This window comes from Vitiosangium sp. GDMCC 1.1324 (assembly GCF_003044305.1).
In the GTDB taxonomy this organism is placed as follows: Bacteria; Myxococcota; Myxococcia; order Myxococcales; family Myxococcaceae; genus Archangium.
The window spans coordinates 148141-168992 of record NZ_PZOX01000014.1 but is presented as its reverse complement, the minus strand read 5'-3'; the positions used below and the strand labels follow the sequence as shown (position 1 = coordinate 168992).

Here is a 20852-nt window from a genome sequence, read left to right as displayed (position 1 = left end):
CTTGCTCCATCAGGTGGAGCGACACGCATTCACTTCGGAGCAACATGATGCGCTCAAGAACTCCAGGACCACGCTTCATTTCATCGTAGGAAGGGGCGAGGCAGGTGCGTTTGAGGAGTTTTTCGAGAGCTTCGACACCGCGCCGCTCCTTCCCGTCCTCACTTTCGCGACGAAGGAAGAAGCAGACACCTGGCTGCGGAATCACCCCTCGCCACCCCACGGAGCCATCATCGGAGCATTGAATGAGCTCTATACCGTCGCGTACATACGCGAGCCTGACTTCCGGAAGTTGCTCCGCATTCCCTCCAGAGAGGAGTTGGCGCAAATGGATGACGCCGAGGATGAGGACGAGCCTGGGAATGCAGATGAGACGGCGCCACCCAGTCCGATCCAGGGCATGCGCTTCAGTTTCTTCGACTTCTTCAAGTGGACCTGCTTCCACCTCCATGAATTGGAGCAGCGTATTTCCTCGCCACAGGAACTCGAGGCCATCGGAGCCGCCAGAATCTCCCTCGACTTCGTGATGCACGTGGGGGAGCACCATGGTTTCGAGGAGTACCTGGAGAGCATCCACTCCGCTCGGGCTTCGGGCCCCCTTCAGTTCTTCGCGACCCGGGAGGAGGCGGACACCTGGCTGAATATGCAGCCCGAGCCCCCGCCTCCGACCGTGGTCGCCATCGGAAGCGAACTCTATTCCGTGGGGTACCATCGGTTGAGGGCGCTGCGTGTGCTAATCCGCATCCCCACGCAGCAGGAATTGAGACCCGGAGCGCCCTGAAAGGTGCGGCGCGCCCGTCGTCCTTCGCGATGCGGTCCCTTATTCCCCGGCGCCAGGGTGCAGGGCGGGCAGTTTCTCTGGATGGAGGAGAGGCGAGGCCGGAGGTGTCCAGCGGCCGGGTTCCGCCTGCGCGTCGGTGTCATCTCCGATGAAGCGCTCCAGGAAGCTCGCGGTCATTTCGGCAACGGCCTCCCAGGCCCGTGGGGTGCGCGGCTCCGCGGAGGTCTTCTCGGCGAGGGCCGGGAGGCTCCGGACGGCGATGCCCAGGCTCGTGAAGTGGACGTGACGCATCCCATCGACCTTGACGAGCCAACGGTTGGCGCGGTCGAGCGAGCGGAGAATCTCGTGGTCGGGGACCATGAAGCGGTCACCCACCTCGTAGAAGTGGAGGAGGGGAGCCGTTGCTTTCGCGCGGTCGAAGCTCCGGGCCTTCTCGAGCCAGCCCTTGCCGGCCTTGCCTCCGATTCCGCCATCGAGGCTGACCAGAGCCGCGGCATCGGAGTCCCTCATCATCAGCAGGAGGGCCGAGCGCGCGCCGAAGCTGTGGGCCACGAGGCCGTACTTCCCGGAGGCGCGGACCTGGGGCTCGGAGCGGAGCGCGCGGAGGGTGAAGGCGAGGTCCGTGGCCTGCTCCTCCGCCTGGGTGGGAATCTCGCGCTCCTCTGTCATCGGGCTGCCGAGCCGCGTCTGGGAGGGGACGGTCGCGACCACGTAGCCGCGGGCGGCGAGGGACTCGGCGAGGAACGCCTGATCATGCGCGGACTGGTCGTTGCCCTGGGCGATCAGGATGAGCGGAAAGCGTCCGAGCACCGGAGCGGCGTTGCGCGAGGCGCGCATCTTCGTCGCGAGGAAGGTCTGGGCGTCCTCGGCCTTCACGCCCGCGGCGGCAAGGAAGGACGTGAACTTCGCGATCGCCTCGCGATCCACGGCCTTGTCCACGGGTTCGAAGGAGAGCTCCCGGGTGGAGAGGAGGTAGTAGTCGCGATACGTGAGCGGTGGGGAGGCGGATGCGGCCGGGTACCAGAGGGAAATCTGGAGCGGTCGTCCCTTGGGGAAGCGGGGTGAGACGCGAGAGGAGTCGGTGCGCTCGAGGACGCGGAAGCCGATGGAGTGGCGGGCCTCCTCGGACTGGGGCGTGGCGGCCCTGGCGGGCAAGACGGCGACAGCGCACAGGGCGGCGAGGAGGAGCGCGAAGGCGGGTGGGGGAAGTCGCTGCATTCCGGGAATCTATCCCTGGCCCGCGCTGGGACTGGAGGCCCGGGACTTTTCTTCATGCCCGGTGACAGTTCCACAGGGCTCTGGTGTTTCAGCGTCCGGGGTCGGAGTCACCGGCCAGGACACTCGGGAGTGGGAACATGAACGTCGGATTTCGCGGACTGTGGGTGGGGCTGTCGCTGGCGGCGGTGGTGGCTTTCACGGGCTGTGGATTCGGGCCACAGGTGGTGGGGAGTGGCCATCAGGTGGAGGAGGAGCGGCAGACGCCGGACTTCGTGGCGCTCGAGGTGAACGACGGCATCGACGCCACGGTGGTGGTGGACGCGAACCAGCCGAGGAAGGTGCGCCTGGTGGGGGATGACAACCTGGTGGCGTTGATGCGGACGGAGAAGGTGGGCGCGAATGCTCTCCGGATCTACTTCCGTCCGGAGGACGTGGCGGGCTGGACCTCTCCCAACCCCCTGCGTGTGGAGGTGACGGTGCCGGGCCTGGAGTCCCTCACCCGCTCGGGTGGGGGCACGGTGGACGTGAGCGGCACTGTCGCTCCGGCGTCCTTCTCACTCGCCGCGAGCGGGGGTGGCACGGTGAAGATTCGGGGTCTCTCCACCGAGTCCTTCTCGATGGACGTGAGCGGAGGCGCGGACGTGACGCTGGCGGGATGTGTCACCCGGGTGACGAGCAACATGTCGGGCGGGAGCATCCTGCGGGCGCGCGAGCTCTGCGCCCGTGAGGCCACGCTCCACTCCAGTGGTGGGGGCTCCGCGGTGATGCGGGTCTCGGACACCCTGCGCGTCACGGCCTCCGGTGGCAGTGAAGTGCGCATCGTCGGCCGGCCCTCGGTGCTCTCGCAGGAGCTCAGCGGCGGCTCGACGCTCTCCTTCGAGTAGTCGCGCCGTCAGGGGGTCTCCGTCAGGGGGGCTCCGATGAGGTCCGGGTATTTCGCTCCGGTCGCGATGGGCCCCTCGTGCTTCAGCAACTCCAGGGCCGCCTCCTGGAAGGCGCGCTCATTGGGGGCCTTGGGCTGCCGCTTCATCGAGGGCACGGGGGGACATGGCCGGGGCGCCCGCATGGGGGGGAGGGGCCGCACGAGGGGTACATCGGTGAGCGCCTCGGACAGGCTTCGGATTCCCTGGGCCCTCCGGTGGGTGACGGAGGCCGAGTAGTCCTCCGGACCCGACCCGAACTTCTCGGCGAGCAGCTGGAGCATCGACGTGTGGTCGAGGTTGCCGTGGAAGGCCTTGCCCGGCCGCACCCAGGGGGACACGAGCAATCCGGGAACCCGTGGTCCGGTCGTCGTGAATCGCTCCGTGTACTTCGCCTGGGGAGGCATGAGGTTGTCGATGAGCAGGGGAGGCACGTGGTCGAAGAAGCCACCGTGCTCGTCATAGGTGTGGATGAACAGCGTCCGAGCCCACTTCTCCGGGTTGCTCGTGAGCGCCGTATACACCTGGTGCAGGAGCATCTCGCCATTGCAGACGCGGGCGAGTGGATGGTTGCAGTTGGGTGGCGCGTCCGACCAGAAGAAGTCGAAGTAGCGCGGCTCGATGAAGATGACCTGCGGAGCTTCGTCCGGGGGCTCGCGTTGGATGTCGTTCGCGAGCTCGCTGATGGGGCGGTACTTCAATCCCACCAGCTCCTGGAACCTCCCGAACAGCAGGAAGAACGGCGGCCCGTCATGGTAGACGCGCCACCGCACGCCGTGGTCGTTCAGCCAATCGAAGACATGCTCCTGGCACGGGATGAGCCGCGACCCCGTGTCATCGATCTGCGTGGTTCCGGTGAAGGCCATGCAGCGGTTGGGCTGCGTGTCCGAGGGCAGGGGCGTGAACCAGCGATCGCAGACGCAGTACTCCCTGGCCAGGAAGGACGTCATCCAGGCCCCGTCTGAATTGAAATACCCCATCGGCGGCGGATGCTCGGCCTGGTGCTGGGTGTATTGGACATAGGCATCGACGAAGCCAGACATGCGGTACTTCTTGCCGCTGGCGCTCCGGGCCATCTGGACCTGTACCAGGTGGCGGCTGTGCGGAGGGTCTCGGATGACCGAGGCCTCGTCCCCGATGAGGAATGGCCGGAAGAAGCGCTGCTGGAAGAAGTTGGCGTAGCGCGGATTCGTGTCGGGGTCTCTCAGCCCGTCGACATCCCACTCCGGGTGCTCCAGGGACAGGTGCCCGAGCATGTGGTCGAACGACCTGTTCTCCAGCATCAGGATGACGATCGTTCGAATTTCGTCGAGCGCGGTCATGACTTCACCTCGGGCATGAGAGCTGGAACTTGATGATCAACCGGCCGTCCACCGACTCGAGCGCGTCCTCGCAGCTCTCGCCCTCGTCGAGCGGGACGCGCAGCCGCCAGAGTCCCTGGGCGGGTTGTCCCTCGAACCCCGGCGCCTTCGCGCCTTCTCCCACCGTCTCGGATACGTCGCCCTTGCTGATGACCAGCGGGCGCACGTTCATGTTCGTCACCTGTCCGACGCGGACGTTGGGCGAGATGTGGCTGTCGTCCAGTTGGAAGGAGGACTCGAGGGCCCCTGTCTGCGTCGAGCACGTAAAGTGACTCTGGCCCTCGGCGTCGACGACGCCGTACTCGAGGTCCTTCGGCGGGGAGAGCACCTCGCTCTCGGTGAGCTCCTTCTTGAGGCCGAAGACGCGGTAGACCTCCAGGTGAAAGCGTGTGGGCCCGCTGATGGTGACCTTCTGTGTCCCCGTGTCGCGCTTCCTGCCGAGCGTGGGGACCTCGGGAGTGGCCTCGATGCGGACAGGCCCGTTCGTCTCCCACCGGAGGGTGACCTCGTCGCCCGGGCAGGCCACCGGTGGCGTGGTGCTGAACTGGTGGATGATGGGCGTGGGCAGGCAGCCACTCAGCAGCAGGGCGAGCAGCATGCTCAGCAGGAGCCCCAGCGGGCGGACCTGGAGCCGGCTCCACGAGTTTCGTCTCGATGCCGTGCTCATCGCTCTCCCCGGGCCCACCGTCGCCGGTGGGCGGCTGTCGCGCCGCGAAGCGACGGCGTCCCCAGAGGATGAACGAGCACGCCCCTCTTTGTGACGAGGTACCGGCCGCAAGGCTCCTGTACCTGACAGCAGGGGAGCCGGGAGGGCGCCCGGGGGGCGCTACGGGCCCGTGAGCGAGCCGTTGCGCTTCCACACCACGGTGCCATCGCAGCTCAAGCTGGAGTAGCAGCCGGCACGGATTTCGTAGGTACCGCTCCTGCCCGTGGGCACGGTGTACTTGAAGTAGGACGAGAGGCCGCAGGCGTCATCGCTGTAGGCGGCCAGGACGCCGTCGCCTCCGTACAGGCGCAGGTAGGTGTCGCCGTGGGCGGTCGCTCCCGAGAGGTTGCACGTGCCCACCTCCACCACGTCCCCCGCGTTGAGGGCGAGGCTTCTGTTCACCGTGTTCCGCTGGGCGCTGTTGGTGTTGGTGGCGCTGTAGGTGAAGGAGTTGGCCGGCGGTGGGGGAGGGGGGCCGCCGGCGCCCCATGGATCCGGGCACGTGCTGCTGCGCAGGGCGCACGGGGGAAGGCTGCTGCCCAGGTGGTTGATGATCTCCTGGATGGGAACGCCCCGGTTGGGACAGTTGGCGCAGTGGTGCAGCGACACCACCTGATGGTCGGAGTAGCCCAGCACCGGTGAGCCCGACGAGCCTCCCTGGGTGTCCGCGTAGTAGCCCACGTCGGAGGGGCCGCCGCTCTGGCACGCCACCTCGTTGAGGCTGTACACCTCCGCGTAGCCGGAGGCATCAGCCGTGGCGCTGGAGGTGACTGCGATCCTCTTGCCCCAGGCCGCCGGGTATTGCGGCACATAGATGCGCTCGTCCACCACCGCGCCGGTGGGGCGAAGCTGGAGGAAGCCATGGGTGGGCGTGGGGTTGGTGGGCAGCCGCACCAGCGTGTAGTCCCGAGGGCCGTCCGTCTTCACCAGCGTGGCACTGGCGGCAACCACCGTGCCCGGGCATGCACCCCACGAAGCGCAGCTCGCCGAGCAGGTGGCGCCCTCGGCCATGAGCTCGTAGGTGGTGTTCCGAGCGTCCGTGTCCGTGCTGATGCAGTGGTTGTTCGTCAGCAGGTGGCCCTGGTTGCCCACGAGCCAGCCGGTACAGGCGGTGGTGCCGTTGATGAGCAGGCGCGCCACGGCCCGGCTGTGTTTGTAGATCTGCGGCTCGCTGCTCTCGTAGCACCGGGCCGGGCCGGAGTCGTCCACGCCGCACAGGGCCTCGGGGTGGATGTCATTCGCGCCGGCCTCCCCCGCGTTGTAGCCCCGTGCGTACTTGTCGATGCGGTAGCCGTACCCACCGAGCACCCCCTGGCGTCTCGTCATCGGGCCGTGCAGCTCGATGAGGGCGGTGTCTCCGGGGATGTGGATGCCCCAGAAGCCATCGCGTGCGCCCGGGTGCGAGTTGTCGTAGCGCCACGAGCGCGAGCCATCCGGCGAGCGGACCAACAGGTAGTCCCCCTCCTCCAGCTCGAGCGTGGCGAAGTGCGGGGCGATGTACGAGGCCCCGGGGTGGGTGAGCGTGTCGATGTGGAGTGCCCCGTTGGTGGCGCGCTGCTCCACCGCCGTGTACGGGTGCGGCGATTCGAGGCGGATGATCACCTCCTCGCCCACTTTCTCGAACCCCTGCGATGCCGAGCCCCTCGGGGTGGCACCGGCCGCGAGGCCCACGACGAGCCATGCCAGTCCGAGGTTCTTCATCTGGGCTCACCCGGAGATGTCGAAGCTCTTCACCAGCCGGACTTCCTCGAGGGTGATGGAGCCGCGGCCGAGCCATGCGCCCGCCGAGGCCGAGCCGCTGGCGCCCTGGCTGGTGACGGTGATGCGCGCCTGCACGCGCAGATCGTGGGTGCCGGTGTCGATGTCGTCCAGGGCGAAGGAGAGTGCGTGCAGGTCGATGGCGCCCAGCACTCGCTGCTGCTCCTCGCCGGTGAAGATGCACTCGCTGGCGAGCACGGTGCCGTCGCCGTCCGTGTCCGAGCAGCTGTCGAGCATGTCTCCGAAGCGGGTCATCTGGTTCTGGGAGCTCTCGGTGAGGATGAGCGGGCCTGGGGCCACCTGGACTCCATCCACGAGGAGGCGCAGCTCCAGGGTGCCTCGGGCCGAGGAGGTCTCTCCGGTGATGGGCCTGCCGCGTGTAGGTGTGGGTGCCGGGGCGTCCGTGTGCAGGCCGGCCTCGAGCGCCACCACCATCACCAGGTTCTTGGGCTGCTGCGTCGTCAGGGTGGTGTGGAGCAGGTCCTTCCACTCGCCGGTGGTGGTCTGGTTCTTGGTGACGGTGGACACCGGCGGCAGCAGGAGCAGCTCGCTGAGCCTCATGATGTGCTTGGTGGACTGGGCCAGGCTGGGCCCGCTGGCAAGCAGGGCGCCCGTGGCCACGAGGGCGAGGAGCGGCTTCATGGGAGACCTCGGTACGGGGTAGGAGTCAGCTGGAAGGTAGGAATGGGCAGGCAGGCGGCCAGCCCTCCCGGGAGTACAGGGAGTTCGTGTCTGCCATGACGTGTCCCAGAAAGTCTTAAAGTGGGAGTCACGATGCCGGACGCATCCACGCTCGCCGAATGGGGACTGCCGGGGCTCTTCCTCGTGGCGGTGGTGGCCGGCTCGGTGCTGCCGGCGCCCTCCGAGGCCGTGCTCGCCGCGCTCATCTATGGAGGGGTGTCCCCGGCGCCGGCCGTGGTGGTGGCCACCGTGGGCAACGTGCTCGGGGCCATCACCGTCTATCTCCTGGGACGCTGGGTGGCGCACGGGGGTGGGGGGCCCCTGGGGCGCTGGGTTCAACGCCGCACCGCCAGTGAGGGTCCCCGGCTGGAGCGGGCCAAGGCGCGGCTGGCCACCTGGGGCGCCCCGGTGCTCGCCCTCGCGTGGGTCCCCGTGGTGGGAGACGTCTTCGTGCTCGCCGCCGGCCTCGTGGGTGTGCGCTGGGCGCCTTTCGTCGGTTTCGTCACACTGGGTAAAGCCCTTCGCTACCTCTTCGTCGCATTGTCCGCTGCCGCGGCGAGTCATGCTGGAATTTGACAGTGAGACTGCGAGACAGCGGGGGGCGGATGGGCGATGATGCGCGCCGTCACCCCCCCAAGCGCCCGCGGGTCGCGGGCAGGAAGTATCCGATGCAAGAGTCCCGTCCCTCGAAGTGCGCTGGCCGCTGGCTGCTGGCTCCGTTGCTCTCCCTGATCCTCGCCGCGTGCGGTGGGGGCATTCCCGTGGACTCGCGCGAACCCTCGGATGACGGCATGTCCGCCAGCGGCGCTCCGCTCGCGGACGTCCGGGTGCGGCTGATGGCCGCCAACATCACCAGCGGCAACAAGCAGAGCTACGACCCGGGCGAAGGCACCCGCATGTTCCAGGGGACGAAGCCGGACGTGGTGATGATCCAGGAGTTCAACTACGGCAGCAACTCGGCCGCCGACATCCGCAGCTTCGTGGATACCGCCTTCGGGACGAACTTCTATTACTACCGCGAGGGCGGGGCGCAGATCCCCAATGGCGTCATCAGCCGCTACCCCATCCTCGACGCGGGCGAGTGGGATGATCCGTATGTCGACAACCGCGACTTCGCCTATGCGCGCATCGACATCCCCGGCCCCAGGGATCTCTGGGTGGTGAGCGTGCACCTGCTCACCTCGAGTGCCGGCACCCGCAACAACGAGGCGAACAGCCTGGTGCAGCGCATCCAGGCGAACATCCCCGCGGGGGACTTCCTGGCCATTGGCGGTGACTTCAACTCCGACACCCGCTCCGAGAGCCTCTTCTCCACCTTCAGCCAGGTGGTGTCCACGAGCAGCCCGTATCCGGCGGACCGCAACGGCAACGTCAACACCAACGCCAGCCGCTCCAAGCCGTATGACCACGTGCTGGTGAACTCGGGCCTGCGCGCCTACCAGACGGCCACGGTCATCGGCTCCAGCTCGTTCAGCGCGGGCCTGGTGCTGGACACGCGCGTGTACTCGCCCATCTCGGAGATCTCCCCCGCGGTGTCGAGCGATAGCAATGCCTCGAACATGCAGCACATGGCCATCATCAAGGACTTCCTCATCCCGGCGGATGACACGACTCCGCCCACGGGGAGCGTCACGGTGGTGGCGCCCAACGGAGGGGAGAGCTGGGTGGGCGGCAGCAGCCACACCCTCTCCTGGACGGCGAGCAACGTGACCAACGTGAAGCTCGAGTACACGCTGGACGGGAGCACGTGGACCGTCATCTCCGCCAGCACGCCGGCCTCCGCGGGCAGCTACACCTGGACGGTGCCGGACACGGCGAGCTCGGCGGCGAAGGTGCGGGTGAGCGACGCGGCCAACACGGCCGTCACGGATGTCAGCAACGCGGCCTTCTCCATCACCACCTCCACGCCTCCTCCGGATACGTCGACCGCCATCACCCAGGAGACCGAGTCCAATGAGACCGCGGCCACGGCCAACGGGCGGGTGGGGGCGGGCACCAGCGTGAAGGGGAGCATCTCCACCAGCACGGACGTGGACTGGTTCAAGTTCACGGTGACCACGCCGGGCGTCGTCACGGTGCAGCTCACCATGCCCGGGGTGGGGGATCTCGACTGGTACCTGTACACCGCGGACGACGTGAACCTGTTCGCGGCGCGCGGCTACACCTCGAGCAACCCGGAGGTGGGGACCTACTCCGCCAGCGCTCCGGGCACGTACTACGTGAAGGTGGTGGGCTACTCGGGCGCGACGAGCAGCTACACGCTCAGCATCACCGGCGCCGGCGTCCAGCCGTAGTCCCGCTTCGCGAGGGCTCCCGGGCGCGCGCTGCTCCCGGGAGTCCAGGAAGGGCTCCCGCCCTGGCCCCGGAACTCAGTGGCGGGGCTTCTCCGCCCCACCGCCATTCGTGTGGAACCCAGCGTCCTCCCACTCCTCGCCCTCGGCCACGGTGGGCTCCGCCAGCACGGGCTTCTCCTGCGGCGGAGTGCCCGGGTCTCCGGGGCGGGGCGAGGGCCGGCCGTAGTCGCGCTCGTAGATGCGCACCACGGTGAGGAAGAAGGCCACGATGAGCGGCCCCAGCAGCAGGCCAATGGCGCCGAAGACGGCCAGGCCGCCGAGCAGGGAGAAGAAGACGATGGCGCCGTGCATGTGCATGCCGCGCCTGGCGAGCAGGGGCTTGACGACGTTGTCGGAGAGCCCCACCACGATGATGCCCCAGAGCGCCAGTACGAGCGCGGCCACGGGATGTCCGGTGGCGAGCAGCAACACGGCGGCGGCCACGCACACCACGGCGGCGCCCACGGCGGGGATGAGGGCGAAGAAGAACGTCACCGCCGCGAAGAAGACGGGCACCGGCACGCCGGTGATGAGATAGCCCACCAGGGCCGCCAGCGCCTGCACACCCGCGGTGGCGATGCTGGACACCAGCACGGATTTGGTGACGGTGCGGAACTCGGTCAGCAGCTCCGTCGTCTGCCCGCGCTTGAGCGGGGACACGCTCTCCAGCCACATGACGAGCTGTCCGCCGTCCACCAGCAGGAAGTAGAGCGCGATGAGCATCATCGCCACCTGGAAGACCGCCGTGCCCGTGGTGGCCACCACCCCGGTCACCGTCTGGGCCGCGGCGGCGCCCTGCGTGCTCAGGTGCTGCTGCAGGAACTGCCAGAGCCCGACGCTCTCCGTCTGGAAGCGGTCCAGCCATCGCCCCACGAGGCCCTGCATCGGGCCGGGGACATAGGCCAGCAGTCCTTCCAGCCCTCGCTGCTGCACCGTGGTGGAGATGAACTCCACCCCCTTGGCCACCTCGGAGATGATGAAGGCCGTGAGGGCGGCGATGGGGACCAGCAGGGCCAGGATGATGCCCACGCAGATGAGGCCCGCCGCCAGCCCTCTTCTGCCGTGCAGGTGCCGCGTCAACCCCGTCTGCAGGCCCTGGAAGGCTCCTGCGAGCACCGCGGCCAGGAAGAAGGCCTCGAAGAAGGGCGAGGCAACCACCAGCACCAGGGCGATGGACAGCAGGATGAGCCCGATGAAGACCCGCCGGGCGGCTTGTTCAGAGGCCATGGATGGACAATGGGGGCGCCCCCTGGTGACCGGAAGGGGTGGGGGCCGTCCGTCTGCCCGCTTTAGTCCGCTGCTCGGTTCTTTGGGAAGCGGGCAGGGCGGGTAGAGTGCGCGCCCATGCCGCCTTTCGACTCGAACCTCTTCCCTCTCTGGCTCGTCCAGGTGCTGTGCGCCCTCTTCCTGGCCATCACCTTCCTCCAGTCCGGCGTGGACAAGGTGGTCGACTGGAAGGGCAACCTGGGGTGGCTCACGGGACATTTCGCCAAGAGCCACCTGCGCGGCGTGGTGCCGCTGCTGCTGGCCACCCTCACGGTGTTGGAGCTGGCCTCTGGCGCGGTGAGCGCGGCCGGGGCCGTGTCCCTGGTGCTGTCCGGCGGCGCGCGGGTGGCCATGTGGGGCGCGGCTCTCTCGGGACTCTCCTTCGTGGCCCTCTTCTTCGGCCAGCGCATGGCCAAGGACTACGCGGGCGCCGCGGGCCTGGTGCCCTACTTCCTCGTCTCCCTGGTGGCCCTCCTCACCATGCGCGGCTGAAGCGTCCGGAGGTGGGCACTCCCCGGCCTCCCTGGAGAGGCAGCACCCCTGGCTCGGGCCGTAGTACGCTGGCTCCTCCGGCCGTCCCGTATGGATGGACCGGGGGAGGTCCATGGAACGTCTGCGCTTCTTCCTGAATGACCGGCCCGTCGAGGAGACGGGGCTCTCTCCCACCACGACCCTGCTGCGCTACCTGCGGGACAGGGCGCACCTGACCGGCACCAAGGAGGGCTGCGCCGAGGGCGATTGCGGAGCCTGCTCCGTCGCGGTGCTGGAGCACGATGGCCAGGGGACGCCCACCCTGCGCGCGGTGAATGCGTGCCTCGTGCTGCTGCCCATGGTGCAGGGCAAGCGTGTGTACACGGTGGAGGCGCTCAAGGAGGGCGGGAAGTACCACGTCGTCCAGCAGACGCTGGCGCGCGAGCTCGGCTCGCAGTGCGGCTACTGCACCCCGGGCGTCACCATGGCGATGCTGGAGGCCTGTCACCGCCGCGACCTGGACGAGCCCTGGAAGCTGGACGCGCAGATGTGCGGCAACCTCTGTCGCTGTACCGGCTACCGGCCCATCCGCGACGCCGCGAAGCAGGTGGCCGGCCTGCGTCCCCAGGATCGCTTCGCCCGGGCGCTCTCGGAGACGCGGCCCGAGCCCATGGACCTGGCGTATGCGTCCGGCACCCAACGCTTCTTCACCCCCGGCTCGCAGGAGGCCCTCTGGGACGTGCTGGAGAAGCACCCGGAGGCCCGCTTCGTGGTGGGCGGGACGGACCTGTCGCTGGAGGTGACGAAGCGCTACGCGGAGCCGCCGCTGCTGGTGTCGCTGGAGGGGCTGTCCGAGCTGCGCGTGCTGGAGCCTCGCGGCGGTGGGCACCGCCTGGGCGCCACGGTGCGGCTGACGGACCTGGAGGACTACGCGCGCGCCGCGTGCCCGCCCCTGGAGCGGATGCTGCGCTACTTCGGCTCGCGGCAGATCAAGAACCGCGCGACGGTGGGCGGCAACCTGTGCAACGCCTCGCCCATTGGAGACCTGGCGCCGGTGCTGCTCGCGCTGGGGGCCGAGGTGGTGCTGCGCTCGCGGGCGGGAGAGCGGCGGATGCCGCTGGAGGACTTCTTCCAGGGCTACCGGCGCACGGCGCTCGGGCGCGGAGAGATGCTGGCCTTCGTGGACGTGCCGGCGCAGCCATCCGGGGCGAGGGCGCTGGCCTACAAGGTGTCCAAGCGGCGCGAGCTGGACATCAGCGCCGTGGCCGCGGGCTTCCGCGTGGTGGTGGACGGTGAGGGGAAGGTGGCCGAGGCGCGGCTGGCCTACGGAGGCATGGCTGCGACCCCGGCGCGAGCCCGGCACACCGAGTCCGCGCTGGTGGGCCGGCCCTGGACGGAGGCGACGGTGGAGGAGGCGCTGGCCAGGCTGGACGAGGACTTCAAGCCGCTCTCCGACCATCGAGGCTCGGCCTGGTACCGGGGGAGGGTGGCGAAGAACCTCCTGCGCGGCTTCTTCCACGAGACGCTCGCGGAGCCGATGCCCCGGCTCGCGGAGCAGCACTCGGCCACGGTGCAGGTGAGGTGACCCGGATGAGCACGCTTCCTTCTTCTCCCGATTCCGTCCGCGCCCAGCAGTCCGAGCCCTCCCGTTCGCCCCTGCATGCCCCGGCCCCGCACGAGAGCGGCCTGAAGCACACCAGTGGCGAGGCCGTCTACGTGGACGACATGCCCGAACCGCCGGGGATGTTGGTGGGGCACCTCGTCACGTCGCCACACGCGCATGCGCGCCTGCTGCGCAGGGACGCCTCGCGCGCCCGGGCCCTGCCCGGAGTCCACGCCGTGTTCTTCGCCGAGGACATCCCCGGGGAGAACCAGGTCGGCCCCGTCATCCACGACGAGCCCCTGCTGGCCGAGGGCGAGGTTCACTTCCAGGGACAGACAGTGGCGCTGGTGCTGGCGGAGAGCGCCGCCCTGGCTCGCCGTGCCGCCGCGCTGGTGGAGGTGGAGTACGAGCCGTTGCCCGCGCTCCTGTCGCTGAAGGAGGCGGTGAAGGCGGGCTCCTTCCTCACCACCCCGCACGTCATCGGCCGGGGAGAGCCGGATGCCGAGCTCGCCGCCGCGCCGGTGCGCCTCTCTGGCGAGTGCATGACGGGCGGACAGGACCACTTCTACCTGGAGACGCAGGTGTCGCTGGCGGTGCCCGGGGAGGACGGCACGGTGCACCTGTGGAGCTCCACCCAGCACCCGTCGGAGGTCCAGGCCATCGTGGCCGAGGTGCTGGGGACGGGGCGGCACCAGGTGGTGGTGGAGGTGCCGCGCATGGGAGGCGGCTTCGGTGGCAAGGAGACCCAGGCGGCACCGTTCGCGGCCCTGGCGGCCCTGGGGGCACATGCGACCGGGCGGCCGGTGAAGGTGTGGCTCAACCGGGATCAGGACATGGCCTTCACGGGCAAGCGCCACCCCTTCTGGGGCCGCTATGAAGCCGGGCTCGACACGGAGGGACGGCTGCTCGCGCTGAAGGTCGAGCTGTTCTCCGACGGCGGGTGGAGCACGGACCTGTCGCACGCCATCCTGGACCGGGCCCTCTTCCACCTCGACAACGCGTACTTCATCCCGGCCTTGCAGTTCACCGGCCGGGTGGCCCGGACGAACCTGCCCTCCAACACGGCCTTCCGCGGCTTCGGCGGGCCCCAGGGCATGTACGTGATGGAGGAGGTGCTCAACCATGCCGCCGAGCGGCTCGGGTTGGATCCGGCCGTGGTGCGCGAGCGCAACTACTACCGGGACGCCCCCGGGAACCTCACCCCGTACGGACAGGCCGTGGAGGGCAACCGCCTGCCGCGCATCCACGCGGAGTTGATGGCCTCCAGCGACTACACCCGGCGCCGCGCGGAAATCGACGCCTTCAATGCCTCCTCACGGTGGACGAAGCGGGGCCTGGGCTTCCAGCCGGTGAAGTTCGGCATCTCCTTCACCACGAGCTTCCTCAACCAGGCCGGGGCCCTGGTGGTCGTGTACACGGACGGCACCGTGCAGCTCAATCACGGCGGCACGGAGATGGGGCAGGGACTGCACACCAAGATGCGGGCCGTGTGCGCCCACGAGCTGGGTGTGCCCCCCGAGCGCATCCGGGTGATGCACACCGCCACGGACAAGGTGCCCAACACCTCGGCCACGGCCGCCTCCAGCGGCTCGGATCTCAACGGCCAGGCGGTGAAGCAGGCGTGCGAGGTGCTCCGGGACCGGTTGCGCCCGGTGGCGGCGCGGCTGCTGCAACTCGAGCGCGGCGGAGAGGCCGATGCGCTCGCCTTCGCGGGGGGCCGCGTCTTCCTTCCCGCCCGCTCCGAGCGCTCGGTGACCTTCGCCGAGGTGGTGCATGCCGCGTACCTGGCGCAGGTGTCGCTGTCGGCCACGGGCTACTACCGCACGCCGGACATCTCGTACGACCGGGTGGCCGGACGAGGGAAGCCCTTCCACTACTACGCCTTCGGCGCCGCCGTGGTGGAGGTGGAGGTGAGCGGCCTTACGGGCGAGCACCGGGTGCGGCGAGTGGACATCCTCCACGATGTGGGGACCTCGCTCGTGCCGAGCGTGGACCTGGGCCAGGTGGAGGGTGGCTTCATCCAGGGCCTGGGGTGGCTCACGTGCGAGGAGGTGCTGTTCGACGCGAAGGGACGGCTCGTCACGCACTCGCCGGACACGTACAAGATTCCGGCGGTGGGGGACGCGCCCGAGGACTTCCGGGTCGCCCTGCTGGAGCGTGCGCCCCAGGACAACAGCATCCACGGAAGCAAGGCGGTGGGAGAGCCGCCGTTCATGCTGGCCATCGGCGCGGTGACGGCGCTGCGGCACGCGGTTGCCGCCTTCGGGCAGCCGCGCACGCCCGTGGAGCTGGCCTCGCCCGCGACGCCGGAGGCGATCCTGCGCGCGGTGGAGGTGGCGCGAGGCGGGTGAGCTCGTTTGAAAGGCTCGAGATGAAGCGGCTCGTGCGCTCCCTGTGACTCCGGGGAGCGGGCGGAGACGTTACTGCTCGAGTGCTTGTAGACTGCGCTTCCCCCACCTCGTCATGAGGACTCCCTCCTTCCTCTTTGTCTTGCTGCTGGCCGCAGTCGCCGCGTGCCGGAGCTACACGGATGTCGGCTCGAGCCAGCGCCTGGAACTCGGCATGGGGTCTCCGGGCCAGGGCCCTCCGCGCCCATTCACCAGCGAGGCGGGTCTGGGCACGAGGCCCTCGGCAAGAGCTGGCGCCGAGGTGTTGGAGGGGACGCAGGAGGTGATCGCCCAGACCAGGGCGGCGGCGCGCGGGCTGAAGCGGGCGGGTGCATGGCTGGCGCTCGCCTTGCGAGTGGAGGGCGAACGGGTACGGCTGCTCGGCATTCGCCAATACGAGGGGACAGGCCCGGAGGTTGGCGAGGTGGAGGCGGAGAGCTTCCGCACCCTGCTGGAGTGGGCGCTGTACCGGTACGTGCGTGGCCAGCAGGGCGAGGTAGTGCTGACGCTGAGGCGGAGCGAGAGCATGTGGAGGGAGGAGGTGGAGTCCACGGGCCCGGTGCTCTCGGCCAGGTTGCTCCAGGCCCCTTACGAGGTCTTCCTGCGCCACCAGCGGGAGAAGCTCCAGGCCCCTGGCCTCTCCGAGGCGGAGCGCCGAGAGGGCCTGTCGGCGCTGAAGAGGCTGGATGCGTGGGTGCTGCTGCAACTGGAGGCGGTGCTGGAGAAGGCTCCCTCTCCCCTGGCGCGGTATGTGGAACTGTTGGCGGAGGAGCGGCAGCGCGAGGTGCGCTGGCAGGCTGTGCAGCGCAAGCTGGCCGAGTACGAGACCTGGGGACGCGAGCTGCTGGAGACATACCTGCCTCCTCCGCGCCGGGTGGCGCCGGGCTACCTGCTGAGCGAGTCGCCCCTGAGAGAGCAATCGCTGCGAGCCCTGGGCAACGCCACGCTGGCGTGGGCCTACGCGCACACGGAAGACCCGGACTTTCTGAAGCGCACGCCCGAGGAGGTGGCGCTCTACGTGCTGGCGAGCCGCTCCGCCCTGGCCACGGCGGTGCAGTTGGGCCGGGTGGCACCGGTGCACCTGGACTACAACGAAGCGTTCGACCCGGAGGTGTACACCTCGGAGGAGCTGTTGCTGGAACTGGCGGTGGGTCTGCTGCCGGGGTCGGGCGAGGTGGTGGACGCGCGGGCGGCGGTTACCGGCCGGAGCTTCACCGACCGCCCCCTCACACGCAACGAGCGCCTGGTGTGCGCGCTGGGGGTGCTGGTGCCCTTCGTGACGGGCACCGTGCTGCTAAAGGCCGGTGGAGAGGGCGCCGAGAGGCTGGCGCTACTCACGGGCCGAGGCCTGGACGAGGTGGAGGTGCTCTCACGCGTGGCCTCGCACCTGTCGCCCGCGGACGCGAAGGAGATTGAACGCCTGCTGGCGGCGGCTTCCCGGGGTCACACCTTCACCGAGGAGGAAGTGCGATTCCTCAACCGGGTGGCACACGGGCTGGAAGCGCCGCTGCGCGAGGCGGCCAAGGCTCTGCGGGCGAGCCAGAAGGTGCCGCTGCTGGGCGTGCGAATACTGCCGGATGGTAGTCGGCTGCTGCCTGGCACTCGAGCGCACAAGGCGCAGCGCTGGGTGGACTACCAGTTCCGGCACCCGGAGAAATACCGCCGCTTCTCCTTCCAGCCGGACGCGGACTGGGAGCGCCTGTACGAGACTATCCTCAAGAACAAACCGGCGGGTAACGCCTTCGAGGACGCCATCCTCCAAACCCACAAGTACGAGCGCAACACCGCGATGATGATGCCGCCACCGGGCAGCGGCGCGCAGGGCTTCGTTGCCGATTCAGTGAAGGGGACTCCAGCGGAGTTGGTGTGGGGTCAGCCCTACCCCTTTGTCGAGGCCAAGGCGCGCAAGGAGTTGTCCCTCTCTGGCAACCTCAAAGCCATGATTGAGTATGTGGAGAAATACGGTGGACACCTCGAACTCTGGGTTCGCTCTTCCCAGCACGCCGATGGTCCTACGCTTCTTTCAGGCTCACTTCTCAAACGGTTGCGGGCCTTGGAAAAGCTCGGTAGTGCTCGCGTGAGGTATTACCCATGACGCGCTCCTGTACACATCTCCGGTTGGCGTTTCGCTACAACCTTGCTCTTTGATTCCAAGTGATACATGCCCGTCAAATACCTCGATCTCCAGATAGATCTCCCTCCTTGGCGTCCCTCGGGTGAGGTCGTGCGAGAATTCCTCGACCTCATTCTCCTCAAATACAGATGGTTCGAGCCCCGGCGTTACGGTTCCGCTGCACTCGATAAAGCCATCGAGCCGAGCCGCATCGACCTCGCTCCGCTCGTCGCCCATTACGAGGAGCACAGGAGCCTGTGCGTCGCAGCCAGGACGGATCGAACCTTCATCTGGTTCTCGCCCATACTTCCCAGCTCACCATTCACCTATGCGGGCTCCATTTCCTGGATGACGTCGGTCAGCACCGCCGCGAAAGCCACCTGGCGTGAATCCTTTGCGCCGCAGGTGGCGGAACTCATGCGTCTCGTTCAATCGCCCCTCGCCCTGGCCGGACTGGAAAAGGATATCGAAGGCAAGCAACGGCGGCGCGTCCACAAGAGCATTCCCACGGAGGAAGGGGCGTTCACCTACTCGGAAGACGAGTTCACCGTGCGCGACTACAGCGAGGGACTTCCGGGACTCGTCTGGCGCAACTTCTATGGGCCTCCGTTCGTTCGCATGTTTGGGCAGCGCTTTGCTGCACTGCCCACCGAGTGCCACAAGCGATTGGGTGAGGACATCGTCCTCGTCCAACCCTACGAACTGCCCACCGACGCCGGCACGGAGACAGGCATCGCCCGCGAGCGCGAGCTCATTTCCCTGCTCGGTCCCGAGTGCTTCTACGATCACGAGCACCGCACCCTCCCCACGCGACGCCCCGTCCTCGACTCCCTCGGACAGCCTCTTCATTGATGTGCCTGCCGTGCCCAGCCGCGTGTGGAGGATGCACCCGGGTGCTCAGGACATCCCTCTCGCCGGCACCAGCAGTCGAGGCAGCCAGCTTCCCGGCCTGGTGCTCTCGCGCCGCGCCTGGACGAGCGTGAGCTGCCGGCCCAGTGTCTCGAAGAGGGTGTGCACTTCGCGCACGGCGCGTCGGGCCTCGTGGGCGAGCGCCTCGCGGGCCTTCCCATCCAGGGGCCTCTGGTCGAGCATGTCGAGCAGGTGCGCCCGGTAGGCCTCTCCGTCCAGGTGGGTGGCGTACCGGAGGAAGACCGTTCCCGCGTTCCCCTTCAACCCGAGCGCTCGAGTCATCCCGGTGCCCGTCTGCCCGGCTCCGGGCAGGTTCGTGGCGTAGAGCACCCAGGCATGCGCGGCGAGAAGTCCGGGGGCCTCGTCGCACAGCACACCGAGCCTCTCCACGTAGGACGCCGCGTCCTGGCGCGGTGCGCTCGAATACCAGCCCGGGCCGAGCAGCGTGCGCAGGTCATCCTGCAACAGCTCGTTGCGCCACAGCTCGGGCAGGCAGAGGGGGCCCACCGCCGGATGCCGGATGTTCCACTGCAGCGCCCACTCCAGCTCCGCGTAGATGGCCTGGAGGCAGGACAGCCACCGCACGTAGTCCGCGCGCGCCAGCTCTCCTCGCGCGAGCCGCCCGGCGAAGGCCGTGCGTGTCACCGCCTGCACCTCGTCGGCGGTGGCCCGCCGCAGCAGCTCCGTCAACGTGCTCATTGCTTCCACCCTCCGGTGGCGGTCGCGGGTTCGGGCGGGCTCGGGGGCGCCTCGGACAACGCCCGCAGGGCGTCTCCCAGCGTGTGCCAGGTCGCGTGCAGCGTGCCCTCATCCATGCGGATCGTCACCGGCCCGAGGCTCACGTGGATGTGTCCGCAGGTGCAGCGCGCCACCTCCGCGCTGGGGGTGCGAGCCAGGAGGGTGCGGCAGCAAGAGGGGGTCGGCATGGGGTGCTCCTCGGCGCTCTGCTTGAAAGTTGAAATTGATTCTGATTCTCGTTTTCAAAATCAAGATGCCAGAAGGGAGGCGGGCGGTCAAGCCCAGGGCCGGGCGGAGGGCGAGTGGCTCAGAGCACCTTGCGCGGCTGGACGAGGGCGTTGGCAAACAGGAGCCCCGCCACCAGGGCCACGGCCACCATGAGCATGGAGAAGGCGGTGTCCACGCCCGCGAGCACATCCCGGGCGAGCAGGGACTCCATGCTGCGGAACCCGACGCTGCCCGGCACCAGCAGCATGATGGCGGGCACCAGGGTGATGACGGTCGGGCGGTTGCGCAGGCGCGAGAGCAGGTTGGTGGCCATCCCGACGATGAGCGCTCCGAGGAACGCGCCGAGCTGCGGTCCCAGCACCTGGGCGCCCAGGCGCGAGCCCGCATAGGCCAGCCCTCCGGCGACGGCGATCCATCCCCAGTCACGAGGCCGGGCGCGGAAGAGGATGCTCACCCCGAACATCATCAGCATCAGCGAGAGGGGCTCCGTCCACGCCGGGAGCGTGGGAATCGGGCCGAGCTTCGCGGGCAGCGGGAACCACTCCGTGAGCCGGGTGCCGAGCGCCACGCCGAAGCCGAGCTCCAGGAACACCAGCGCGGCGCCCGTGAGCCGGGACGTGCCGGAGATGAGGTTGCGCGTGGCGAGCTCGTTGATGGCCACCGTCAGGCTGAGGCCGGGCAGCAGCACGATGAGGCCCGCCAGCGTGACGATCTGCACCGACAGCGGGCCCACGAGGCTCGCCGCCACCACCGCCAGCGCCGAGGAGAGGATGGCGGCCACCGGCTCCAGCACCCAGACCCTCGAGGGCTGCCGCCGCGTCCACAGGTCCAGCCCTCCGATGAGGAGGCTGATCAGCGCCGCCGCGCCCATCTCCCGAGGGCCGCCGCCGAAGAGCCGGGCGCCCCCCGAGGCGGCCAGGGCCCAGCACAGCAGGTGGAGGGCATTGCCGTAGCGAGGAGGCTCGGCGAGGACGGCCTCCACTCGCGTGGCGCCCTCCTGGGGGGAGAGCTCGCCGCGGATGACCGAGTCCGCCAGCGCATCGAGGCTCGCCAGCCGCCCGAGGTCCATCTCCCCGGGCTCCACGCGGATGAGGCAGGTCTGAAGGGCCTCGGGAGGACCGAAGGAGGCGAAGATGGAGGTGGGAGTGGAGAAGAAGCGGGCCTCGAGTCCGAGCCGTTGCGACACCAGGCGCATCTGCTCCTCCAGCCGGTGGGCGGGAGTGCCATGTTGGTGCAGCGCCTGTCCGAGGCGCAGCGTGAACGCCACCGCCGGCCCTGGAGGAGGCGGCTGGAGCGCGACGAGCTGTTCTGCGGGGATCACGCGCCGCACATGGCAGAGGCGCCCGGGAGGAGTCAAACGAAGCCTCCGTGAAGGCAGCGCG

At 68.8% G+C, this 20852-nt stretch carries 18 protein-coding genes; 9 read left to right on the top strand and 9 right to left on the bottom strand.

What is annotated here, in order from left to right; translation table 11 throughout:
- Position 1 precedes the first annotated feature (1 nt).
- Complete coding sequence (locus tag DAT35_RS34430) at positions 2 to 778, top strand: hypothetical protein (RefSeq protein ID WP_146210013.1); 777 nt, start codon at positions 2 to 4, stop codon at positions 776 to 778.
- A 39-nt stretch (positions 779 to 817) separates the two neighbouring features.
- Here the strand turns inward: DAT35_RS34430 and DAT35_RS34425 are convergent, their stop codons facing one another.
- Positions 818 to 1996 carry a dienelactone hydrolase family protein gene (locus DAT35_RS34425; RefSeq protein ID WP_108073210.1) on the bottom strand — a complete coding sequence of 393 codons (1179 nt, stop codon included), beginning with the start codon at positions 1994 to 1996 and terminating at the stop codon, positions 818 to 820.
- A gap of 137 nt (positions 1997 to 2133) precedes the next feature.
- Between DAT35_RS34425 and DAT35_RS34420 the strand changes: the two genes are divergently transcribed.
- Complete coding sequence (locus DAT35_RS34420; protein WP_108073208.1) at positions 2134 to 2880, top strand: head GIN domain-containing protein; 747 nt, start codon at positions 2134 to 2136, stop codon at positions 2878 to 2880.
- Between the two features lie 8 nt (positions 2881 to 2888).
- On the opposite strand, the gene DAT35_RS34415 is transcribed toward DAT35_RS34420, so the two are convergent.
- The 4 genes from DAT35_RS34415 to DAT35_RS34400 form a co-directional block, all read right to left on the bottom strand.
- A complete protein-coding gene (locus DAT35_RS34415; RefSeq protein ID WP_108073206.1) occupies positions 2889 to 4238 on the bottom strand; it encodes an alkaline phosphatase family protein in 1350 nt (449 codons plus the stop codon).
- Positions 4239 to 4242: 4 nt separating this feature from the next.
- A complete protein-coding gene (locus DAT35_RS34410; RefSeq protein WP_108073204.1) occupies positions 4243 to 4944 on the bottom strand; it encodes a hypothetical protein in 702 nt (233 codons plus the stop codon).
- Positions 4945 to 5103: 159 nt separating this feature from the next.
- The gene (locus tag DAT35_RS34405; protein WP_108073202.1) at positions 5104 to 6684 is read right to left on the bottom strand and encodes a serine protease; all 1581 of its coding nucleotides are present in this window, start codon (positions 6682 to 6684) and stop codon (positions 5104 to 5106) included.
- Between the two features lie 6 nt (positions 6685 to 6690).
- A complete protein-coding gene (locus DAT35_RS34400) occupies positions 6691 to 7383 on the bottom strand; it encodes a hypothetical protein (RefSeq protein ID WP_108073200.1) in 693 nt (230 codons plus the stop codon).
- A gap of 132 nt (positions 7384 to 7515) precedes the next feature.
- Between DAT35_RS34400 and DAT35_RS34395 the strand changes: the two genes are divergently transcribed.
- Entirely contained in the window at positions 7516 to 7998 is a 483-nt protein-coding gene (locus DAT35_RS34395) for a YqaA family protein (RefSeq protein WP_108073198.1), read from the top strand.
- 92 nt (positions 7999 to 8090) lie between these two features.
- Positions 8091 to 9716 carry a pre-peptidase C-terminal domain-containing protein gene (locus tag DAT35_RS34390; protein ID WP_158502027.1) on the top strand — a complete coding sequence of 542 codons (1626 nt, stop codon included), beginning with the start codon at positions 8091 to 8093 and terminating at the stop codon, positions 9714 to 9716.
- Between the two features lie 75 nt (positions 9717 to 9791).
- Here the strand turns inward: DAT35_RS34390 and DAT35_RS34385 are convergent, their stop codons facing one another.
- Complete coding sequence (locus DAT35_RS34385) at positions 9792 to 10982, bottom strand: AI-2E family transporter (protein ID WP_108073194.1); 1191 nt, start codon at positions 10980 to 10982, stop codon at positions 9792 to 9794.
- Positions 10983 to 11099: 117 nt separating this feature from the next.
- Here DAT35_RS34385 and DAT35_RS34380 point away from each other — a divergent pair, with 117 nt between their 5' ends.
- From DAT35_RS34380 to DAT35_RS59335, 5 genes are all read left to right on the top strand, one after another.
- Positions 11100 to 11513 (top strand): DoxX family protein, encoded by a 414-nt coding sequence (locus tag DAT35_RS34380; RefSeq protein ID WP_108073192.1) that lies wholly within the window; start codon positions 11100 to 11102, stop codon positions 11511 to 11513.
- A 112-nt stretch (positions 11514 to 11625) separates the two neighbouring features.
- Positions 11626 to 13077, top strand: a complete 1452-nt coding sequence (gene xdhA, locus DAT35_RS60130) for a xanthine dehydrogenase small subunit (protein ID WP_199243081.1) — start codon at positions 11626 to 11628, stop codon at positions 13075 to 13077.
- Between the two features lie 5 nt (positions 13078 to 13082).
- Positions 13083 to 15446: a xanthine dehydrogenase molybdopterin binding subunit gene (gene xdhB, locus DAT35_RS60125; protein ID WP_199243080.1), complete on the top strand. Its 2364-nt coding sequence runs from the start codon at positions 13083 to 13085 to the stop codon at positions 15444 to 15446.
- A gap of 112 nt (positions 15447 to 15558) precedes the next feature.
- On the top strand, positions 15559 to 17577 hold the full coding sequence (locus tag DAT35_RS34370; protein WP_108073190.1) for a hypothetical protein: 2019 nt from the start codon (positions 15559 to 15561) through the stop codon (positions 17575 to 17577).
- A 129-nt stretch (positions 17578 to 17706) separates the two neighbouring features.
- Complete coding sequence (locus DAT35_RS59335; RefSeq protein WP_108073188.1) at positions 17707 to 18447, top strand: hypothetical protein; 741 nt, start codon at positions 17707 to 17709, stop codon at positions 18445 to 18447.
- 45 nt (positions 18448 to 18492) lie between these two features.
- On the opposite strand, the gene DAT35_RS34360 is transcribed toward DAT35_RS59335, so the two are convergent.
- From DAT35_RS34360 to DAT35_RS34350, 3 genes are all read right to left on the bottom strand, one after another.
- Entirely contained in the window at positions 18493 to 19203 is a 711-nt protein-coding gene (locus DAT35_RS34360) for a heme oxygenase (biliverdin-producing) (RefSeq protein WP_108073186.1), read from the bottom strand.
- Complete coding sequence (locus DAT35_RS34355; protein ID WP_108073184.1) at positions 19200 to 19430, bottom strand: hypothetical protein; 231 nt, start codon at positions 19428 to 19430, stop codon at positions 19200 to 19202. The genes DAT35_RS34360 and DAT35_RS34355 overlap by 4 nt, the downstream gene beginning before the upstream one ends.
- A 119-nt stretch (positions 19431 to 19549) precedes the next feature.
- Positions 19550 to 20788 carry a threonine/serine exporter ThrE family protein gene (locus DAT35_RS34350; RefSeq protein WP_369946272.1) on the bottom strand — a complete coding sequence of 413 codons (1239 nt, stop codon included), beginning with the start codon at positions 20786 to 20788 and terminating at the stop codon, positions 19550 to 19552.
- Between the last annotated feature and the right edge of the window lie 64 nt (positions 20789 to 20852).